Raw genomic sequence first — 22,727 nt, 5'->3', positions numbered from 1 at the left:
GCGTGTGACACTCGCCACTGCATATAGTTAAGTCTTTAACTACATGCAGTTTAGACAATCTTGTTCCCTTTGTCAATCCCCGGGGACCCGATGGGTCCTATCCGCCAAAATGGATCGGCTCCAGCCGTTTCGCCAAGACATCTGAGGTATTCGCAATACGCGAACGCACAAGGAATTGCGCGATAATAGTCGAATAGTAGTAACTTACCATGATTAAACGACATATTTTGGGAATTTTTTTGCTGGTCATCCTGTTTATGACGACCGGTCGTGTCCTATGGATGGAGTTGTTCAAGCCATCCGGGCAACCCTACGCCGTTAACGGTATATTGGATCTTAGACACGGCTCCTTTAAGGAAGGAGCTCCACTGACGCTGGACGGGGAATGGTTGTTTTACCAGAGCAAGCTGTTGCCGTCGGAGAGGGAGGTTGCGGAGGGCGCGTCATTGATCGGCGAACGGATCGACGTGCCGGGTTCATGGAATTCCATATTATCAGAGGGAGAAGAACAGCCGTACGGCTTCGGGACGTACCGCCTGGTCGTGTTGGTGCCGCAAGGCAGCGAATTATACAGTGTCTACGTACCAAGCGTGCGCAGCGCTTCGCGGTTGTATGCGAACGGGCAGCTCGTCGGCTCCTCCGGCCTGCCGGCTGCCGACGCGGCGTCGCATGAGGCGGAGAATGTACCCTATGTCGCCACCTTTGCCGCAGATGAGCAGGGCCGCATCGAATTGCTCGTGCAGGCGGCGAACTATACCGATCCGCGCAGCGGCGGGCTGGTGCGTTCGTTCAAGTTCGGGACAGTCGCAGCCGTTGCCCGGGAGAAGCAATTGTCGATGGCGACGCAGCAGCTGATTGCCGCCGCGATCGTCATTCAAGCGATTTACCTGATGGTATTTTGGGCAATCGAGCGCCGCAAGCTGTGGGCCGCTCTGGCGTTGACGCTGATCTGTTTTACCGTCATTATGCTGAATAGCAGCGAAGACAAGCTGCTGCTGCAGTGGTTTCCGATTACGCTCGAATGGAGCTATCGACTGCTCTGCCTGGCGCTGGTGCTGCTATTTTACGGTCTCCTGCACACGGTGAGCGACGCGGTTCCCGGCGTCTGGCGTTCGCGGGTGCTGCGTTTTTACGGCGTCGCCGCGGCGGCGGGCGTGTTGGTCAGTCTCGGCATACCGATTCAACGCAATCAGCTGGTTCAATACGTCATCTTCACCGCCGCGGTTCCGATTATTATTCTGCTGCTGCGGACGTTGCCGCGCCTGGGTGCGCGGGGCGTCCGCAACCGCAGCGGGCTGTTGCAATTGCTGGCGTTTGCCGCGTTCGCGAACCATATGCTGTGGTGGTCCGTCCACATGTTTTTGGGCATCAAGTTGATTTTCTATCCGTTTGATCTGATTTTGGGCATGCTGCTGCTCTCCTCGATCTGGGTTCGGCGTTATTACGCGCTGTATACCGAGCAGAAGGGCCTGACAGATCGATTGGAGCGAATTAACCGGCAGAAGGACGTCTTTCTTGCCAATACGTCGCATGAGCTGCGCAATCCGCTGCACGGGATGATCAACATGACCCAGGCGGTGGCGGAGCGCGAGCGCGCGATACTGAGCGAGGGGAGCCGGAGCGAGCTGGATACGGTCCTGCGCGTGGGAAGGCGGATGTCGCATATGCTGAGCGATCTGCTCGACGCCGCCCGTCTCAAGGACAGTACGATCCAGCTCAACAAGCGCGCACTGGCCCTCCAGCCGGTCGTCAACGGCGTGCTGGACATGCTGCGGTTCATGCTCGAGGGCAAGCCGGTCTCGCTGACGAACCGGGTGCCGGCGCGGCTGCCTCATGTTATTGCGGATGAGCAGCGTCTGATTCAGATCTTGTTCAACCTGGTGCACAATGCGCTTAAATTCACGTCTCGGGGCGAAGTCAACGTCACGGCGCGGCTGGAAGAGGATCGCATCCTTGTCGTCGTGTCGGATACGGGCATCGGCATGGATGCGGCTATGCTGAAGCGCGTCTTCGAGCCGTACGAGCAGGCGGATCCGGAGCGTGCCGAGGAGGGCGGCTTCGGCCTGGGGCTCAATATTGCGAGGCAACTGGTCGAGCTGCACGGCGGCGCGCTCCGCGCTCGCTCCTCGCTTGGCGAGGGAGCGGCGTTTACCTTTGCGCTGCAGGCCGACACGTCTTCGGAGCTGCGGGTATGGCTGCAGGAACAAGCGGGTGCTGCGAGTGACCTCGTCAGTGCCATGTCGCCGCCCGCTCCGCTGCTTCCGCCGGATCAGCCCGCGTCCAACCACGGCAACGGGACAGACCAGCCGCGCATACTCGCTGTGGATGATGACGCGCTGAATTTGCGAATTCTGCGTTCGATCCTCGCCGGGGACGCGTACATCACCGCGACGGCTGCAGACGGCGCCCAGGCGCTGGCGCTCATCGAGGCGCAGAGTTGGGATCTGGTCATAGCGGATGTGATGATGCCGGGGATGTCAGGCTACGCGCTGACCCGTTGCATTCGAGAGCAGTATACGGTCTCGGAGCTGCCGGTGCTGCTGCTCACCGCCCGCAGTCAGCCGGAGGATATCGAGCAGGGCTTCCTTGCAGGGGCCAATGACTATGTGACCAAGCCGGTAGAGCCCCGCGAGCTGCGAGCCCGGGTGCAGGCGCTGACCCATCTGAAGCGGTCGGCGCGCGAGCGACTGCGGATGGAAGCGGCCTGGCTGCAGGCGCAGATCGAGCCGCATTTTTTGCTGAACACGCTCAATTCGATTGCCGCGCTGCAAGCCATCGATCCGGCCCGGATGAACGAACTGATCGTTCATTTCGGGGCGTATCTGCGCGAGAAGTTCAAGTTCCAGAATGTCGGTACGCTCGTGCCGTTGCAGGACGAGCTTGCATTGGTGCGCGCTTATCTCTACATCGAGCAGACGCGTTTCGGAGAGCGGCTTGAGGTAGAATGGGGGATCGACGAAGGGATCGAGCAGTTGCAGGTGCCGCCGTATTCGATCCAGCCGCTGGTGGAGAATGCGATTCGACATGGCCTGATGAAGCGGCGTCAGGGCGGCAAGGTGCGGATTGAACTGAAGCAGGCGGAGGGGCTAGTCGCAATTGCAATCGTAAGCGACGACGGTGCGGGGATGCGCGCGGAGGCGGTGCAGCGCCTGCTGCAGCCCCGGACAGAGGGCGGCATCGGTTTGCGCAACGTCGATTTGCGTCTGAAACGGCTTTACGGCGCGGGACTCGTCATCGACAGCGCGCCGGGTCAGGGCACGAGGGTGTCGTTCCGATTCGGTATCGTCGCCTCCCAAGAAGAAAAAAAGCTCACGTATTCATAAAGCAGAGGACGCCGCCGTCCTCTGCCCCTCCTCCATCATCGCCGCGTTTCGCGTCTGGCTCGCGTCGCACGAGGGCATGCTCGAACTGCTGCCTGCGCTGCCGGAGCCCAGCAGTTGCATTTCGCGAATAAACAAGGATTTTTCCAAAAAAAGTTGAACTATGTAGAAATCATGAATAAACGACAGTTTTGGAGTGTGATTTTGATTGCCGTTGTGCTGCTGACCGCCGGACGCCTGACCTGGCTCAAGCTGTTCGAGTCGTCGGGTCAACCGTATGCGGTGGACGGAGTTCTTGATCTTCAGGGCTGGTCAGACTGGGAGAATCGCACCCTGTCGCTGGACGGCGAGTGGCGATTCTATCCGAATTCGCTGCTCGCTCCCGGGCATGGAGAAGACGTCGACCTGTCGATTCACGGGTCCGGCATCGAGGTGCCTGGCGGATGGAATACGCGACTGAACCCGGAGAGCAGGAGCCCGTACGGGTTCGGCTCTTACCGGCTGACGATCAGGGTGCCGCCCGAGCGCGACGCGATCTACAGCGTCTACATGCCCGAGGTGCGCAACGCCTCCCGCCTCTACGCCAACGGACGCCTCGTTGCCGGCTCCGGCGTTCCTGCGGCCAGCGAGGCGGCGCATGTCTCGGATAATCGACCCTACACCGGCACGTTTGCCCCCGACGAACAGGGTCGCATTGAACTGATTGTGCAAGTCGCGAACTTTACCGATTCGCGCAACGGGGGCCTGGTGCGTACGCTCAAGTTCGGCACGGCCGAAGCCATTGCGAGCGAACGGCAGTTGTCAATGGCCGTCCAAGTGTTCGTCGCTGCGGCGCTGCTGATTCAGGCCGTCTTTTTACTGGTTTTTTTCGTGATGGAGCGGCGCAGGTTCTGGTTGTTTCTCGCGCTGGCGTTGATTGGTTTCACCGTCATTCTGCTGAATAGCAGCGAGGACAAGCTGCTCGTGCAATGGTTCTCGCTCACGCTCGAATGGAGCTACAGGCTGCTCTGTCTGTCGCTCGTCTTGCTTTCTTACAGCCTCCTGCAGACAGTCATCGATACGATCCCGCCGAAGCTGCGTCCATGGATGCAATGGGGGTATGGACTGGCCGCGCTGATCGGTACGGCCGCCAGCTTGACCGTGACGGTGAAAAACAATCAGCCCCTGCAGTATGCCGTGTTCATCTTGTCGACACCGATTACTGTCTTGCTGCTGAGGCGCTATATCCCGAGACTCGGCGCGAAGGCTTTTTTCGGCAATCCCCTTCAGCTGCTGGCCTACGCCGCCTTTATGAACCATGTATTGTGGTGGACCCTGTACGAGAGCCTGGGGCTCAAACTGCTTTATTACCCGTTTGATCTCATATTGGGCATGCTGCTGCTTTCCTCCATCTGGATCAGGCGATATTACGCCTTGTACACCGACCAGAAGGCGCTGACCGCCAGATTGGAGGAGATGATCCGGCAGAAGGACGCCTTTCTTGCCAATACGTCGCATGAACTGCGCAATCCGCTCCACGGGATGATTAACATGACGGAGGCTGTGTTGGCGCGAGAGCGTGCGAGGCTGGAAGGGAGGAGCCGCGGCGAATTGGAGACGGTCCTGCGCGTCGGTCGGCGGATGGCGCATATGCTGAATGACCTGCTCGACGCGGCGCGGCTCAGAGAGCGGATGCTGGAGCTTCAGCTAACGTCGGTCGCGCTGCATCCGATCGTGCAAGGGGTGATGGACATGCTCCGCTTCATGTGCGAGGGCAAGCCGGTCGCGCTGGTTAACCGGGTCGCGGCAGAGCTGCCGAACGTTTACGCGGATGAGCATCGTTTGATCCAGATCCTCTTCAATCTGCTGCACAATGCGCTGAAGTTCACGCACCAGGGAGAAGTCGGCGTGACCGCGAGGATCGGGCAGGGGCGGGTCGTCGTGCTCGTCTCGGATACAGGGATCGGTATGACGCCCGAGACGCAGGCTCGCGTCTTTGAGCCGTATGAGCAGGCCGATCGGGACGACGACAGGGAGGGCGGCTTCGGACTGGGGCTCAGCATTACTCGGCAGCTGGTTGAACTGCACGGCGGTTCGCTGCGTGTGCATTCCGCGCCTGGCGAGGGCGCGGAATTCGTCTTCGAGCTGAACCTGGATGCTTCATCGGAGCCGCGGGTGCAGCTGCTGGAAGAAGCGCATGAGCAGCAGGCGGCCGCCATAGCGGTCGGCCCGGCTGCCCCGGCGGAAGCTCTTGCTTCCGGACAGAGCGAGGCCGCGGACAGGCCGCGCATTCTCGCCGTCGACGACGACGCGTTCAATCTGCGCATCCTGCGCTCCATTCTCGACGACGATGCCTACGACATTGTGACCGTTACCAGCGGAGCGGAAGCGCTCGCCCTCGTCGATGCCCACGCGTGGGACCTGGTCGTCACCGATGTCATGATGCCGCTGATGTCCGGGTACACGCTCACCCGACGCATCCGCGAGCGCTATGCCGTCTCCGAGCTGCCGATCCTGCTGCTCACCGCGCGCAGCCAGCCGGAGGATATCGAGCAGGGCTTCCTTGCAGGGGCCAATGACTATGTGACCAAGCCGGTGGAGCCGCGCGAGCTGCGGGCCCGGGTGCAGGCGCTGACGGAATTGAAGCGCTCCGTGCGCGAGCGGCTGCGGATGGAAGCGGCCTGGCTGCAGGCGCAGATCGAGCCGCATTTTTTGCTGAACACGCTCAATTCGATTGCCGCGCTGCAAGCCATCGATCCGGCGCGGATGAACGAGCTGATCGTGCATTTTGGCGATTACCTGCGCGAGAAGTTCAAATTTCAGAATGTCGGCGAGCTCGTATCGCTGCACGATGAGCTGACGCTGGTGCGGGCGTATGTGTATATCGAGCAGACGCGCTTCCGCGAGCGGCTGCAGGTGGAGTGGGACATAGACGATGACACGGAGCAATTGCTGCTGCCGCCGTATTCGATCCAGCCGCTGGTGGAGAATGCAATTCGCCATGGGGTGACACAGCGCCGCCAGGGCGGGACGGTGCGTATCGTGCTCAAGCGCTTGGCAGACGTCGTCGCAATCTCCGTCGCCGACGACGGTGTGGGCATGACGGCGGAGACGGTGCGGCGGTTGCTGCAGCCGCACCCGGGCGGCATCGGCCTGCGCAACGTGGATCTGCGTCTGAAGCGGCTTTACGGCGCGGGACTCGTCATCGAGAGCGCGCCGGCGCAGGGCACTGCGGTTTCGTTTCGGGTCGGAGCAGGAAGCCTGTCATTTAAAAAAACATTCACTTTTATCGAAAAGTGAATGTTTTTTGCTTCGAGAAGCAGCGTGTACTATCGTAATATTGTTTTACGAATAGCAAAAATGTATTATATCGAAGCGTAGCGGGGTGCGTTAAAATTAATTGATAGACAAGGGGGGAATGCATTGCGGCTCTCAACCATGTTCAAACGCTATCTGGTCTCTTATTTCATCGTACTCCTTCTTCCTTGCGCGGCCGGTTATTTTCTGTACGCGACCTCAATTGACGTTGCGGAAAAAAAATCAGTCGAGAACAGCCTGCTTTTTCTGAATCAGAGCAAGCAAATGATCGATGTTCGGTTGACCGAGTTGGACGCGCTTTCAAAACAGCTTTCCATGGATCGAGACATGCTCCTGCTCATGGACGAGCAGACGAATAATCCCGAAATCGAGGAAGATCGAACGTATGAAATGTGGAATGTGTCCAAGGAACTGGCCCAGTACCGGCGGACCAACGACTTTTTGGATCGTTTTTTTGTTTTTCTGCATAATCATCAAGTTGTTTTGGAGCCCAACCACGCATTTTTTCGACCGCGGGACTTTTATGCTATCCAGTATGGCTCGGAGCAAGGATATTTGCAGTGGGAGCAATGGTTGCGCCGCTCGCATGAATTTGACTTTCTGCCGCTCTCCCATTTGACAGGCGATACGCGACAGGAGGAAGCCGTCAGTCTGACCCAATCGCTGCCATTTGACCACATGGGAAATCCGAAAGGCACGTTGGTGATCACCATTGAAAAAAGTAAGATCGGCCAGTATCTAGACGATTTTGTGACACAATACGAGGGCGATGCGCTGGTCGTCCACCCGAATGGCCAAGTCATCTACCAAAACGGAAGCTCCTTTGCCGCCAAGCTTGCCGATTCTGCAGCTTTGCCTAGTGGACTTGCGGGGGATCGCAGTCGGATCTATCAAGACCATCTGCTGCTGGCTGTGCGTTCCGAGCTGACCAATTGGCAGTACATCGCAAGCATTCCCCTTCGTTCTATCCAGCAGGAAGCAAGCATAATCCGCACTACGACGATTGTGTACATGAGCGCCGCGCTGCTCCTTGGCTTGGGGTTCATTGCGTTGTTTGCCTATCGCAATAGTCGGCCAATTAGCCGACTGCTTGCCCTCGTTCAAGAACATCCGGTCGCGGACAGACAAGTGGGCAGAGACGATTTTGAATTTCTTTCGGCCAACATTCAGCAGCTGGTCGAGCGCAATGCCAGGCTGCGTACAGATCTGCAGGAGCAGTGGCCGCTGGTGCGCGACGGCTATATCAAGCGGCTCTTGGTCGGAAATCTTCAATCGTTGGCTGAATTCGAGGCGATCTCCGGTCAGCTCGGTCTGGACGCATCGGCGGCAGGCGTAGCCGCACTTGTGCACTTGAAAGGGTACGCCGAGCTGGAGGAGGGCGAAGCCGTGAACGAGCTCGAGGTAGGCCGGCTGCTGGTGCGACAGGAGCTGCAAGCGGAAGCCCAACAGCCGGCGATCACCGACTGGGAGCCCGACAAAGTGGCGGTCATCCTGCAAATGAAAGCGAGCGATCATCCGTCTGAATGGAAAAAAGAACTGGAGAAGCGACTCGAGTCGCTATCGCAAAGGCTGCATGACAAATACGGCATGAGCATAGCGGTCGGGTGCGGCACGAATTTCCGGGCTTTGAACGAAGCGAGCCAGTCGCTCGGCGAAGCGCTTGAAGCGCTTGAATTCGGCTCGGCGGTCCGTCCCTACGCCCCGATCTGGTATGAAGAAGGGGCTAAAAAAAACGAGTTGTACTATTATCCGCTTGAATTGGAGCAGCGACTCTTCAAATCGCTTCAAACCGGCTATCTGGATGAAAGCAAGCGCATTCTTCACTACATCATGCAGCGGAATTTTAACCAGAGCGCGCTATCGGACGAAATGAAGCGGCAGCTTTTGGAGGAGCTCAGGACGACGCTTCGCAGATTGCTTGATCGTTATCGGGAAAAAGACGGGGAAAAGGAGAAGCTGGCCGCGATTGAGATGGCCCTGGCCACGATCCATCACGGGATGCCGGCGGCACAGTTGCAACAGGAGCTGGATCGACTCGTCACCGATATTTGCAGCCTTGTCCTCCTGCAAAAAGATGCCGAAAAGGATGAGCTTGTACAGTGCATCGTTCAGCAATTGGAATGCGAGTACCATGACCCCGATTTTACGCTTTTTCGCTTGACAGAGCACGTCAAAAAAACGGAAAAGTACATGTCCAGCCTGTTTAAAAAACAAACCGGAGAAACCATTACCGAATATTTGGAGCGATTGCGCATCGACAAAGCAACGGAGCTGCTGCTGGAGGGACAGGCCACGATCGATGAAATTGCCGGACTGACCGGCTATAATAGCGCACACTCTTTCCGCCGCGCGTTCAAGCGGGTCAAAGGCGTGTCGCCCAGCGTATTTCGGGACGAGGGCAGATCGGGGGAATGACCTCCGATCTTTTTTTGAGCCGGAACGGGCACAGACGTTGCGCCTGGACGCTTTCTCGGAACAATGTACCCTTGCGGAATCGGGTACCCCGGTCCCGAATTGGACGGTCCAATCGCTGATTTGTACCTGTTTTTGCATCTGGAAAACGCGTTAGGATAAGCACAGACGAAAGCGCTCCCACACGATGCGAGAGCGCATTCAATACAGGAAAAGGGGGCGTTGATGTGGATTCGGCGCAAGCAACAACCACCGCTGCAAAGCAAATGAAAATGAATCGGTCCGGTCGGGAGCGGAGACCGCTGCAAAAAAGTCTGCGGCTTCACTGGCAGCTTTATCTGCTCGTCCTGCTCCCGATCATGTACTTTGTCATCTTCAAGTACATTCCCATGTTTAATTCGGTGTTGGCCTTCAAGGAATACAACATCACCAAAGGAATCTGGGGCAGTCCGTGGGTGGGATTCAAATACTTTGAATTGTTTTTTGAAAATCCCGTCGCGTGGACGCTGATTAAGAATACGCTGCATATTTCCTTGTATCAGCTCGCCGTCACCTTTCCCGTTCCGATTCTGCTGGCGCTAGCGCTCAATGAGATTCGAAACGGCCGCTTCAAACGGACGGTGCAAATGGTGACCTATGCGCCGCATTTTATTTCAACGGTTGTAATGGTTTCCATCATCATGCTGTTTTTGTCGCCGCGTCTGGGGATTGTCAATACGATCCTGAATGCGTTCGGAATGGAATCGGTTAATTTTCTCGGCAGCTCCAAGCTGTTTAGCACTGTGTTTGTTTTCTCCGAGCTGTGGCAGACGGCGGGGTACTCGGCCATTATATTTTTGGCCGCACTGGCCGGCATCGATCCGTCGTTGTATGAGGCGGCCAAGGTGGACGGCGCCTCCCGCATGCAAAAAATCCGTCATGTCGATCTTCCGGGCATCCTGCCGGCAGCGGTGATCGTGCTCATCCTCAGCGTCGGCAATATTATGGCGCTTGGCTTCGAAAAGATTTACTTGCTGCAAAATCCGCTTAACCTGGAGACATCGGAAATCATTGCGACCTATGTCTACAAAATGGGGCTTTTGAATGCCAACTACAGCTTTGCGACGGCCGTCGGCTTGCTGAATTCCATCGTCAATCTTGTCTTGCTGGTGATCGTCAATGCGGCGGCCCGACGCGTGTCGGACAACAGTCTGTGGTAGAAAGGGGCGCTTTGAAGTGACAGCTGAACGTACACGTATTCAGGAATCACCCGGTGACAAGCTATTTTTGGGAGGCGTCTACACGTTTCTATTGCTTGCGCTCGTCATTGTGCTGTATCCGCTGGTCTATATCGTCAGCGCCTCCTTCAGCAGTCCCGAGGCGGTGGCCTCGGGAGAGGTGTGGCTGTTTCCGGTCCATTTTTCCCTGGAGGGCTACAAGGCGGTTTTTGGCAATTCGCTGATTTTAACCGGCTACGCCAACTCCTTGTTTTATGCGGCGACGGGCACGTTGATCAGCGTCACGCTGACCATCATGATTGCCTACCCGTTGTCGCGCAAAACGTTTTACGGACGCGGCCCGCTAATCTTCTTCGTGTTGTTTACGATGCTGTTTGCCGGCGGCCTTATCCCGACCTACATGGTCGTCAAGACGCTGGGACTGATCGATACGCGGTGGGCTTTGCTGCTCCCCAATGCCATCCTGGCCTATCAGGTAATTATTGCCCGCACCTTCTTTCAGTCCACTGTGCCGGACGAGCTCGTCGAGGCGAGCCAACTGGACGGATGCAGCGATATCCGGTTCATCGGGAGCGTCGTGCTGCCGCTGTCCAAGCCCATTATCGCCGTATTGGCGCTGATGTACGCAGTCGGGCAGTGGAATGCCTACTTTGATGCGCTGATTTACTTGAAAACGCAGGAACTGTATCCGCTCCAGCTGATCCTGCGCAGCATTCTCGTGCTCAACAATGCGACGCCCATCGATGCCGAGGAAATGATTCGGAGGCAGCAAATTGCCGAGCTGATGAAGTATTCGCTGATCATCGTAGCCAGCATTCCCGTGCTCGTGATTTATCCATTTGTTCAAAAATATTTTGTGAAAGGTGTATTGATCGGTTCCGTAAAAGGCTGACGCGCCGTGAATCAGCTTCGCGAAAGGGGGGATGCGCTGCAGTTCAAGGCTTGCAGAGCCATTTAAGCATGAGCAGCAGTCAAGCGTATTAGGGTATGTGAACTTTTATGAAGAAAAGGGAGTGTCCACATGAACAAAAGAAAACACGCCGGGTGGATAGCGGGTCTGCTCAGCATTAGCCTTCTTGTATCGGCTTGCGCAGGCAACAATGAAGCGCCGGCGGATAACGGCGAAGCTAACGGTGAAAACGGCGAAAACCAGGCAGTTGAAATTTCGGTTTTTGCGACGGTTGACCCCAACGTCGATTTGCCGACCAACTCGTTTACCAAGCTGGTGGAGGACAAGTTTAACCTTTCGTTGGACTGGACGTCCGTTCCCTATGACGGGGCTACGGAAAAACGTCAAATTTCCATGTCGAGCGGCGACTACCCCGATATTTTTATGACCGTGCCGTGGGTCGACCGCTTCACGCGCACGGACATGCTGCGCTACGGCAAGCAGGGCGTCATCATTCCGCTCAATGACCTGATAGAAGAATATGCGCCGAATATCCAAGCGGCACTGGATAACCACCCGTACTACAAGGCGATGAACATCGCCCCTGACGGCAATATTTACGGCTTGAATCAATTCAACGAGTGCTACCATTGCTCGTATCCTTACAAGATGTGGCTCAATACAACATGGCTCGACCAACTTGGTCTGGAAACGCCGCGCACAACGGAGCAATTTAAAGCGGTGCTGGAGGCCTTCAAAACACAGGATCCAAACGGGAACGGAAAAGCGGACGAGGTGCCGCTCAGCGGTTCGACGGAAACGTTCGGGGTTCGCATCATTCCGTTTCTGATGAATGGCTTTATTTATGACGACGACAAGACGTTTTTGATGCTCAAGGACGGCAACGTTGCGTTCGCTCCGATTCAGGAGGAGTGGAAGCAAGGGCTTGCGTACATCAAGTCGCTGTATGACGGCGGATTGATTGATCCGGGCGCCTTTACGCAAAACGCGGAAGCGTTTAAAAAAATCGGCGAAAACGCCTCCGCTCAAATTCTGGGCGCGGGAGCGGGCATGCATCCGGCTATTTTTATCGATACGACGGCGGAAGGCAAATACAACCAGGATTACGATGCGATCGCTCCGCTTCAAGGTCCGAATTCGGACTATTCGACCTTTGCCTATCCCGTAGAGGCAGGCGCTTCATTCGTGATTACGAACGAAGCGAGCGAGGAAGCCCGGGTGGCGGCGATCAAGATGCTCGATTACTTGTTCACCGAAGAAGGACAATTGCTGAGCAACTACGGGGAAGAAGACCTGAATTGGCGGCGCCCGCAGGAGGGCGAGGTGGCGCTCAACGAGGAAGTAGAACCCAAATTCAAAAGCCTGACCGTGGATAACGGCGGCGAGCCGCTGAACAACAGCTGGGGGCCGATCGCTCAATATTACCAGCCCAAGGCATTCCGTGATGCCTGGGTGCAGGGTACCGATATTTACGATCCCTCGGGATTCGAACGCCGCCTGCAGCAAGCAACGCTGCTGTACGATGGCAAGGAGCCGGATGCCTTGTTCCCGTACTGGTCCGTATGGGTCAATCCGGACACGGTGGACGAACTGAGCATGATCCAGACGAATATCACCGACTATGTCGATCAGAACGCGCTGCAATTCATTACCGGAGACAAGAGCCTGGAGAAGGATTGGGATAGCTACGTCAAAGGTCTGGAATCGCTCAATGTCAGCCGATATGTCGAATTGAACCAGTTGGCCTACGATGATACCGCGTTGAAATAAAGTTTTAGCCAGGCGGCCGCGGCTCTTATCAGAGAATGCGGCCGCTTCGGATAGGAAGTGCATATAAGCAATTGAAAAGGCAAGGTGATCCTCCATGTCAAGTCATTCAAACGAACAACTAAAAGATTGTCCCCGGTCCAGCGCGGGCCAACGGCAGCAGCAGCTGCTGAACCGCGGCTGGGTTTTTGCATACGGCGACATGCCGGAGGCCAAGGAAGCGGCTTATGATGACAGCAACTGGTATACGGCGGGAATTCCGCACTCGTTCGGCACGCCCTATTTCATGGAGAATACCTTTTACGTCGGCTATGGCTGCTATCGAAAACGCTTCTCCGTATCGAAAGAATGGCTGGGACGGAGATTGTCGCTGGAATTCCAGGGCGTGTTTCAGGAAGCGGAGGTGTATGTCAACGGGGCGCTGGCAGGTCGGCACCAGGGCGGTTACACCGCATTCGAAATCGACATCTCCTCGCTCGTCCGCGAAGGCGGCAATCTGTTGTTCGTGCGCGTCAACAATCTGTGGAATCCGCGCCTGGCGCCCCGCGCCGGCGAGCATGTGTTCAATGGCGGCATCTATCGCGATGTCAGCCTGATTGTGACCGATCCGCTGCATGTCGCCTGGTACGGCACGTATGTGACGACGCCGCAGGCCTCTTCGGAGGAAGCGCTTGTGGAGATGCGGACGGAGGTTGCGAACCGCAAGGGCGTGCCTGTGGACTGCACGCTTGTTTCCACCGTCGAATACGAGGGGCGTGTGCTGCTGGAGATCCGGCAGACCCGACGCATCGATGCGTACGGCCAGGTGGAATTTCTCCAGCAGGGCATGCTGGCTTCGCCGCAGCTGTGGCACCCCGATACGCCGCGGCTGTACATACTGCGCAGCTGCGTCTACGACGGCGAGGGTGAACTGCGAGACACATACGAGACCCGGTTCGGCGTGCGTTGGTTCCGCTTCGATGCGCACGAGGGCTTTTTTCTCAACGGCGAGCATTACGATATCCTCGGGGCCAATGCGCACCAGGATCATGCCGGCTGGGGAGACGCCGTGACGCGGGCGGGGATGGCGCGCGACGTGCGGCTGATCAAGGAATGCGGGATGAATCTGATCCGGGGCTCGCACTATCCGCATCATCCGCATGTGGCGGCCGAATGCGACAGGCAGGGCTTGTTGTTCTGGTCGGAGCTGTGCTACTGGGGCATCGGGGGGGCCAATGTCGAAGGCTACTGGTCGAGCAGCGCCTATCCGGTGCGCGAGGCGGATCGGGCCGAGTTCGAGGACAGCTGTATGCGGGCTTTGGAGGAGATGATCCGCACCAATCGCAACCATCCGAGCATCGTCGTGTGGAGCGTGTCCAACGAGCCGTTCTTCAGCGAGCCGGAGGTGATGGACGCGGCCCGCGCGCTCACCGTGCGGCTCGTCGGGCACGCGCGGACGCTCGATTCGAGCCGTCCGGCCGCGGTTGGAGGCGCACAGCGCGAGGGGTTTGACACACTTGGCGATCTCGCCGGTTATAACGGCGACGGCGCGGCGCTTTACCGGGATCCGGGCTTCCCGAGCTTCGTCTCGGAATACGGGAGCGTCATTGGCGACCGGCCGGGCGTCTATGCGCCCGGCTACACCGACGGTGTCGAGACGAATCCGCGCTGGCGCTCGGGCAAGGCGCTGTGGTGCGGCTTTCACCATGGCAGCATCGCCGGTGACATGGGACGGATGGGGATGATCGATTATTACCGTCTGCCGCTCGGCGCCTGGTACTGGTACCGCAATGAGCGGCTCGGCATTGCGCCGCCGCCGCCCGCGCGCCGCGCGGGCGCCTGCGCACTCGAGCTGCGCTCGGATCGCAGGGAGATCGCGACAGACGGCACGGACGATGCCCATCTGATCGTCCAGACCGTAGACGAGCAGGGGCGGCGTGTCGATCTGCCCGCGGTCGTCACGCTCGAGGTGGTCGAGGGCGGGGGGATCTTCCCGACCGGCCGATCGATCGAGCTGTCGACGGCGAGTCTGAGCTTCCTTGACGGCATGGGGGCGATCGAGCTGAGATCCTACTACGCCGGGCGCGTCGTCGTGCAGGCTAGCTCGGCAGGGCTGCGCGCCGCGACGCTCGAGCTCGAGGCATACGGCGAGGAGGCGTGGGCCGGGCAGCGGGTGCATATGCCGGAAGGGCCGCCGTCACGGCTGACGCCGCCGCGCGCGGACGCTCCTGCCGATATTGCGTTGCATCGCCCGGTCTTTTGCAGCAGTCAGGCCGCTGACAGCCCTGCCATGCACGTCACGGATGCCCGCGCGGCGACCTGCTGGCGTCCGGCGTCGGGCGCTGCCGGCGAGTGGCTGGCAGTCGACCTCGAGGGCACCAAGCAGGCGTCACTCGCGCATGTCACGCTGGACCTGACTCCAGAGGAGGGCTGGCCGCCGCTGGAGCTGGCCTGTTCCTCGGACGGCAGGCAGTATGCGCCGCTCCCTGGCGTGCAGCGCGACGACGCGAGCGTCAGCGTCAGCGTGGCGCTGCCTGCCGAGGGACTGCGCTATCTGCGCATCCGCTTCCCGCAGCGTGCGGCCGCCGTGCGCGCTGTCTCGATCTGGAGCTGAATACAGGCGTCAGGGGCTTGACAGCGTCCCCGAGGCGTCACATAGTGATAGAGCATAGCATGCAGCTATCGCGCCTAGCATGCCAGAGCAAGTCAAAAGGAGGGCTACGAATGCAACTGCTCATCGCGGACGACGACGATTACACGCGCGAAGGTCTGATCGACACGTTGCCGTGGGCGCGCCTCGGCATCGCGCGCGTCATTCAGGCTCGGGACGGCGTCGAGGCGGCCCGGCTTGCGGCGCAGACGCGGCCGGAGATCGTCCTGACGGATATTCGCATGCCGCGGCTCAGCGGCCTCGAATTCGCAGAGCAGCTGATCCGGATCTGTCCGGACAGCCAACTGCTGTTCATGAGCGGCTACATGGAGGTGGATTACCTCAAGCGCGCGATCAAGCTGGCAGCCGTCGACTTCATCGAGAAGCCGGTCAAACCGTCCGAGGTGGAGCGGGCCATCCTCAAAACGCTCGCGCAGCTGCGCGAGCGTCAGGAGCGGCAGATGATCCGGGCGGAAAACGTGATCTTGCAGCAGCAGCGTCTGGCCGAGCTGCTGCTGCAAGGCCCCTTCGAGCCGGCGCAAGCGTCCAGGCTGTGCGATGCGACGGGCTTCCCGGCGGCAGGGAGCTACATCGCGGCTGTGCTGGAACGGCGCTCCGCCGCGCCGCAGGAGACAGCGCTGCGGGAGACGGTTGCCGGCCACCTCGGTACGCGCTACGCCGCGCTCGTCCGCCAGACGGGCCCGAAGCGGGTGCAAGTGGTCGCGGCTTGCGGTGCCGGCGCCCGTGAGGCTTCACGGCTCGTCGACTGGCTAGCCGCACTGGCGGAGCACCTGCCGTCCTGCACGATCGGCATCGGCTCCTGCGCGGCCGGCCTGTCCGAGGTGCGCGCGAGCTGTGCCGCTGCCCAGCAGGCTGCGGACCGCTCGTTCTACGAGCCCGGCAGCCGGGTATTCCGTCAGATGGATGCCGTCGCCGGTACAGCGGCCGGCACGACAGCGGCTGGCACGTCCGGTCTGTTGGCCGAGTGCTATCGGCTGCTGGACGAAGCTCCGGAGCAGCTTCCGGATTGGCTTGCGGCGGTTTGCAAGCGCTTTAACGAATGCCGCTCGCCGGCTCGTCCGGAGGTAGAGGCGCTGTTCGCCGCCTGCGCCGATGCGATCCTGTCGCGCAGTCCGGCGCACGCCCGCTCCTCGGGCGCCGACGCACCGCGCGACGCGCTGCGCGCTTGCCGCAGCATCGGCGATGCGGAGACGTACATGCGCGAGCTCGCCCGGCGGCATGATGAGGCAATGCGCCAGGCGGCGAGCTATTCCCGCCATGTACGGGAGGTTCTGCGCTATGTGGCGCAGCATTATACCGACCCGGCGCTCGATCTGGCCCGGATCGCCCGCCATATGCAGCGCTCGGCGGCTCATCTGAGCGTCGTGTTCAGGCAGGAGGCGGGCACGACGATCCGGCAGCATATCAATGACTGCCGGATCGGCGAGGCCAAGCGGCTGCTGCTGAGCGAGCGATACAAGGTGCATGAAATCGCCGAATTGTGCGGCTACGCCAGCGCCAGCTATTTCGCCAAAGCGTTCAAGTCGGCAACCGGCTTTGCCCCGGCCGATTTCAAGGGACGCCGCAAAAAATGAAAGCGCTCACCTGGATTCGCAACATGCCGCTCAAGCGCAAGCTTGTCCTGCTTTTTGCCGCGGTCGGCCTCGTCCCGCTCGTGCTGACCTTTTTTATCTCCTACAACGAGCTGCACAAGTCGCTGGCCGACGGCCAGAATTATGCAGCCAACCGCACGTATGAGCAGACCCTGACCGCCTTGTCGAACCTGTTCGGCCAGATGGAGGAGGTGTCGGCGATGATGATCGTCAACGAGGACATCAACGCCCTGCTGGCCCGCCGGCCCGGCGAGATGCCCATCCCGGAGCAGTTGTCCGCGTACGACAACATTTACGCCTATACCCGAATTCTCGAAACCAACATGGAGCTCCAGAACATTATGTTCTTTGTCGACGATGCTTTTGTCATCACAGGCGAGGATGCGCTCTTCCGGCCGATCGGTTCGCTCGCCGACGACAACTGGGCCGCGCACATTCGCGCGCGCCGCGGCAGCCCGACATGGGGCATGTACGAGGACCGCGGGCGCGGCCCGGCACGCACGTACTTGACGCTGGGCAGAATGCTGTGGAATCCCAACGATCTGGCCGAGCCGGTAGGGATCGTCTCGATTGGCATCGCGCTCGGGCAGATCCGCCAGACGATGGCGCAGTCGGTGCCGGAGCAGGTCGTCTATCTGGAGACGGGAGAAGGCGAGCTCGTGACCGGCAGCGGCGAGGAGAGGCTCGCGCAGCTGCGATTGCCGATGCGTCCCGGCAGCAGCGGCGGATTCCGAGAGGTCGCGCTGGACGGCGAGACGGTCCTGGCGCGCGATCAGCAGGTAGGCAATACGAACCTGTACCTCGTATCGGTCATGTCGCAGCGGGCGGCAACGGCTGCGATCGATCAGGTGCGGCTGCAGCTCATCGCCATGTACGGCGCAATCAGCCTGCTGCTATTGCTGTGCATCGTCCTCATCACACGCTCGATCACGCGCAGAGTGTACCAGCTGATGAACCGCATGAGTCAGGTGCGCCAGGGCAGACTCCGTCCGCTCGATATCGCGCCGAGCGAGGATGAGATCGGCCAGCTCGTGTCCAGCTACAATTACATGATCGCCAGCGTGCAGGATCTGCTGAGGGAGCAATTTCGACTGGGTCAGGAGAAGAAGGGCGCCGAGCTGAAGGCGCTACAGTCCCAGATTAATCCGCATTTCTTATACAATACGCTCGATATGATCAATTGGATGGCCGTGCGAGAGGAGCGCGACAATCTCCGAGAGGTGGTGTATGCGCTCTCAGACTATTACAAGCTGGTATTGAACAAGGGAGAGGATGTGGTCACGGTGGCCGACGAGCTGCGACTTTGCAGCATTTACATGGACATTCAAAGAAAACGGCTGAAAAATCGCGTGACGCTGCAGGTCGATGTGCATGCCGACGCGCTGGCGTGCCTGCTCCCGAAAATTACGCTGCAGCCGCTGGTGGAAAATGCGATCGTGCACGGCATTCTGGAAAAGCCGGAGGGCGAAGGCGACATTCGGATTGTCGGGAACGCCGCTCACGGACGTTTGCATCTGGAGGTGCGCGACGACGGGGTCGGCATGCGCGGTCAGGCGCCGGATGCGAGCCGGAACAAGGGGAGCGGGTACGGCATGGGGAATATCGCCAATCGTCTGGCGCTCTATTTTGGCGAAGACGGAGGGATCCGCCCGCGCCAGGCAGAGGACGGGGGCACGCGCATCGTACTTGATGTGCCCGCAGTTCGGGCAGAATCCGCGTTTTTTACAACAAATCTAAAAAAAGTGTGATCGTCTACGGCCGCCAATGCCCGCTATACTAAAGGTACACGCATAAGAGCGCGCGCAAGGCTGCAAGGATCACCGGGAGGAGATCGTGGGTATGGCAACGTGGATAACCGAGGGGAGGAAGGCAGGGCTGCTGCTCGCGGCGCTCCTCGCGATGGCCGCCTGCTCCGGCCCGGCAGCGCCGGAGCAGGCGGAGCCAGGCGAGGACCAGCCGGTTGCGGAACCCGCGGTGCTGCGCGCAGTCACGATGGGCACGGAGCCTGCCGCGGGGATGGCAGCGTTCTACGACCAACTGGACGCGCTGACCTTGCGCGATCTGGGCGTGCGGGTGCGGTTCGATTATATGCCCTGGGGCGACGAAAAAAATCAGATCGGCCGGGCGATCGTAGCGAAGGAATACGACCTGTACGTCGGCGGGGCCTGGACGGCGTTCAGCGCTTACGCCACCAAAAACGCATTCGTCGATCTCGCGCCGCTGCTGCGGCATACCCCGGAACTGGTCGCGCATTACCGGGGCCAACTGGATAACGTGAAAATCGGCGGCAAGCTCTACGGCATTCCGCAATTGGGCAAGGCAGGAGCAGGCGGCGAAGGCGTGTTGTACCGCGAGGATCTGCGCGAGGCATGGGGCTTGCCGGAAATACGCGATCTCAAGACGCTGGAGCAGTATCTGTACCGGGCGCGGGAAGTGTATGCGACTGTGCCGATGATCAACGACAAGCGCTTCGCCGAAAACCTGTGGACGATGATTGCAGGCGGCCGCTATCATACCGTCGCGAAATACTATGCCGTCGCGCCGATCGACGATCCGTACACCGTCCAGAGCCTGTACGATACGCCGGAATACGAGGCGGTCGTCCGCAAGGCCAAGCAATGGTACGACGACGGCATCGTCGACCCCGACATTCTCGCGGCGACGGCCAACGAGACGGGCAAGACGCTGCGGCTGATGCTTGAAGACCGCAAGCCGCTGGAGTTTAATAATCATTTTGGGGCGGTCAGCAGCGGTTACATCGGAGCGTTGAAGCGGGCCCATCCGAATTACGAATACGGGTGGTACGATTATGTGTATCACACCTATCCCGAGCAGCTCTACCTGCCCCAGCTGTCGGCCGGCACGAGCACGATGATCTCGGTCGGCTCGCACTCCGCACACGCCGAGACCGCGCTCAGATTCATCGAGCTGGCGCATACCAATCAGACGTACTACGACCTGCTGCAGTTCGGAGTGGAGGGCGAGCATTACGAGCGCTATGACGGCCTCATCGCCTACGACGGCATCGACAGCGCCAACCAGAAGCCGGGATGGACCGGTCTGTACGACGCGTACATGCAGCCGCCGGAGCGCTACCCGGGGGAATGGCAGGCCATCCACGACGAACTCGTGCGCGAGGCCGGACCCGAGCTCGCCGCGCGCAATGGCGCCAGTCCTTACGAAGGCTTCGCCTTCAATACAGCCAATCTGACCGAGACGATGGCGCAGCTCGAGCAGGTCCGTGCGCAATACGTCCAGCCGCTGGCAGCTGGTGTGAGCGCGGACCCCGAGACCGAGCTGCAGGTCGTGCAGCAGCGTCTTGGTTCGGCAGGAATGCAAGCGTATCTGTCCGAGCTTCAAGAGCAATTGAATCATTACGCGGCGAATCGTCCCGTTGCCGAAGCATCGCGTTTACAGCCCTGATTCGCATACCCATAGCAAGCAAAAGCACCTGCCGAATGCATTTCTCGTGCTCGATTCGATCAGTCGGATAAGAGGAAGACATGAGGTATGGGAGCTTTTGCGGCTATTAGATTACATAATATATCATTTATATAAATAAAAGTAATGAAAATTTCTTATTTTTTTTATAAGGAGGGTCTCAATTGTCTGAAATGAACGCGCTTTCAGAAACGGTTTCATCCGGCAAGCGTCGCGAACGATTCGCGTTTTTCAAAGAAATTCGCAAAAACGGCAAGCTCTATTTGCTCACGCTGCCGGGCATTTTGCTCATTCTGGTATTCGCCTATCTGCCCATGGGCGGCATCGTGATCGCCTTTCAGGATTTTAACGTCATGGAAGGCATCGCGGGGAGCGAATTTGTCGGACTGCGCAATTTTGAGTTTTTCGTGCAATCCCCCGATATGCTGCGCATCGCCGGCAATACGCTTTACCTCAATGCGCTGTTTATCGTCTTCAGCACGCTGGCCGCCATCTCCATAGCCGTCATGCTGACCGAGATTGGCGGCAGATGGTTCAAGCGAATTGCGCAATCGCTTGTCATTCTCCCGCATTTCGTCTCCTGGACCGTTGTGGCGATGCTGCTGAGCGTATTGCTCAATACCGAGGCTGGACTGATCAACCAGCTGCTTGCGGCGTTCGGCGTCGACGCGGTGCAATTTTACTCGGATCCGGACAAGTGGCCCCTTATCCTGGTGCTCGTCAAGATTTGGCAGGGGGCGGGCTTCGGCTCCATCGTCTATTTGGCGACGATTGCCGGCATTAACCCGGACATCTATGAAGCCGCTTCCATCGATGGGGCAAGCCGCTGGCAGAAGATTCGGTTCATTACGCTGCCGCTGCTCAAGACGACCGTCATTTTGTTGACGCTGCTGGCAATGGGCGGCATTTTTTACGGCGACTTCGGCATGATCTACGCGATCGTCGGTCTGAATGTGCTGCTGTATCCGACCACGGACGTCATCGACACCTACGTCTACCGCGCGCTGATGGAGCTGGGCGATCTCAGCATGGCGGCGGCGGTCGGCTTCTTCCAGTCGGTGCTCGGCTTCATTCTGGTCATCACCGTCAATTGGCTGGCGCGCAGGTTCAGTCCCGATTCGGCGATATTTTGAGGAGGTCGGTTGTTTTGATCAAGGAGAGCTTGGCGGATCGGTTGCTGAAGGGAGCGTTTGCCGGCTGCCTGACGCTATTCGCCGTCTATTGTATCCTGCCGTTCGTCGCGGTCATCGGCAATTCGCTGACGACGGAGCGTTCGATCCGGCTGCATGGCTTCACGCTTTTTCCACGGGAATGGACGACGCTCGCGTACCAGTTCATTTTCAGCGACAGCACCATTTTCCGGGCCTACGGCGTGACGATTTTCGTCACGGTCGTCGGTACCGCGCTGGCGATGCTGGCGACCTGCGCGCTCGCTTATCCGTTGTCGCTGCGCGCTTTGAAATACCGCAACGCCATCAATTTTTACGTGTATTTCACGATGCTGTTCAACGGCGGTCTGGTCGCCAGCTACCTGCTGATCGCGAAATACCTCGGCATGAAGGATACGATATGGGTGCTTATTATCCCGGCGCTCATCAATCCGTGGAACATGTTCCTGCTGCGCAACTTTTTCAAGTCCATCGACGAGTCGCTGGCGGAATCGGCCAAGATCGACGGCGCCGACGACATCTACATCATGTTCCGCATCATCCTGCCGATTTCGCTGCCGGCGTTGTCGACGATCGGACTGTTTTACGCCATCGCCTTTTGGAACAAATGGTTCGAGGCGCTGCTTTACATTTCCGACGAGCGGCTCTATCCGCTGCAATATTTGATTCAGCGCATCATGTCGAATTTGCAATTTGCGGAGCAGCTGCAAGCCAAGGGCCTGTTCGTCGATATTGAGACACCGACGCTGACCGTCAATCTGGCTACCACGGTCGTGACAATCGGACCGATCATCTTTTTGTATCCGTTTTTGCAGAAATATTTTGTCAAAGGGCTGATGGTCGGCGCCGTCAAGGGCTGAGCGGAGTGAACGCAATGACCCGGCTTCGACAGCTGCGCGGGCATCGGGGCTCCTGGCGCCGTGCTGCCCGCCGGTTGTTAAGCATAGATACG

Annotated in this window: 12 protein-coding genes; all 12 read left to right on the top strand. The window is 58.9% G+C overall.

The window, feature by feature from the left end; genetic code table 11:
- The first annotated feature begins 209 nt into the window (after positions 1-209).
- Entirely contained in the window at positions 210-3,323 is a 3,114-nt protein-coding gene (locus IDH44_RS23275) for an ATP-binding protein (protein ID WP_190921229.1), read from the top strand.
- A gap of 201 nt (positions 3,324-3,524) precedes the next feature.
- The gene (locus tag IDH44_RS23270) at positions 3,525-6,599 is read left to right on the top strand and encodes an ATP-binding response regulator (protein ID WP_190921228.1); all 3,075 of its coding nucleotides are present in this window, start codon (positions 3,525-3,527) and stop codon (positions 6,597-6,599) included.
- Between the two features lie 123 nt (positions 6,600-6,722).
- Positions 6,723-9,032 carry a helix-turn-helix domain-containing protein gene (locus IDH44_RS23265; RefSeq protein WP_190921227.1) on the top strand — a complete coding sequence of 770 codons (2,310 nt, stop codon included), beginning with the start codon at positions 6,723-6,725 and terminating at the stop codon, positions 9,030-9,032.
- 269 nt (positions 9,033-9,301) lie between these two features.
- Positions 9,302-10,228 (top strand): ABC transporter permease, encoded by a 927-nt coding sequence (locus tag IDH44_RS23260; RefSeq protein WP_190921239.1) that lies wholly within the window; start codon positions 9,302-9,304, stop codon positions 10,226-10,228.
- Positions 10,229-10,244: 16 nt separating this feature from the next.
- Positions 10,245-11,138: a carbohydrate ABC transporter permease gene (locus tag IDH44_RS23255; protein WP_317890242.1), complete on the top strand. Its 894-nt coding sequence runs from the start codon at positions 10,245-10,247 to the stop codon at positions 11,136-11,138.
- Positions 11,139-11,267: 129 nt separating this feature from the next.
- Positions 11,268-12,926 carry a type 2 periplasmic-binding domain-containing protein gene (locus IDH44_RS23250; protein WP_190921225.1) on the top strand — a complete coding sequence of 553 codons (1,659 nt, stop codon included), beginning with the start codon at positions 11,268-11,270 and terminating at the stop codon, positions 12,924-12,926.
- Between the two features lie 94 nt (positions 12,927-13,020).
- Entirely contained in the window at positions 13,021-15,516 is a 2,496-nt protein-coding gene (locus tag IDH44_RS23245; RefSeq protein WP_190921224.1) for a glycoside hydrolase family 2 protein, read from the top strand.
- Between the two features lie 110 nt (positions 15,517-15,626).
- Positions 15,627-17,147, top strand: coding sequence for a response regulator (locus IDH44_RS23240; protein ID WP_190921223.1), 1,521 nt, complete (start codon positions 15,627-15,629; stop codon positions 17,145-17,147).
- Complete coding sequence (locus IDH44_RS23235) at positions 17,144-18,913, top strand: sensor histidine kinase (RefSeq protein ID WP_190921222.1); 1,770 nt, start codon at positions 17,144-17,146, stop codon at positions 18,911-18,913. Before IDH44_RS23240 ends, IDH44_RS23235 begins: the two co-directional genes overlap by 4 nt.
- Before the next feature lie 91 nt (positions 18,914-19,004).
- Positions 19,005-20,588, top strand: a complete 1,584-nt coding sequence (locus IDH44_RS23230) for a DUF3502 domain-containing protein (RefSeq protein WP_190921221.1) — start codon at positions 19,005-19,007, stop codon at positions 20,586-20,588.
- 191 nt (positions 20,589-20,779) lie between these two features.
- Positions 20,780-21,739: an ABC transporter permease gene (locus IDH44_RS23225; RefSeq protein WP_190921238.1), complete on the top strand. Its 960-nt coding sequence runs from the start codon at positions 20,780-20,782 to the stop codon at positions 21,737-21,739.
- 14 nt (positions 21,740-21,753) lie between these two features.
- Positions 21,754-22,635 carry a carbohydrate ABC transporter permease gene (locus IDH44_RS23220; protein ID WP_190921220.1) on the top strand — a complete coding sequence of 294 codons (882 nt, stop codon included), beginning with the start codon at positions 21,754-21,756 and terminating at the stop codon, positions 22,633-22,635.
- The last annotated feature ends 92 nt before the right edge of the window (positions 22,636-22,727 follow it).

The organism is Paenibacillus sabuli (genome assembly GCF_014705605.1).
Taxonomy (GTDB): Bacteria; Bacillota; Bacilli; order Paenibacillales; family Paenibacillaceae; genus Paenibacillus_D; species Paenibacillus_D sabuli.
This window is presented reverse-complemented; position numbering and strand designations above follow the sequence as displayed.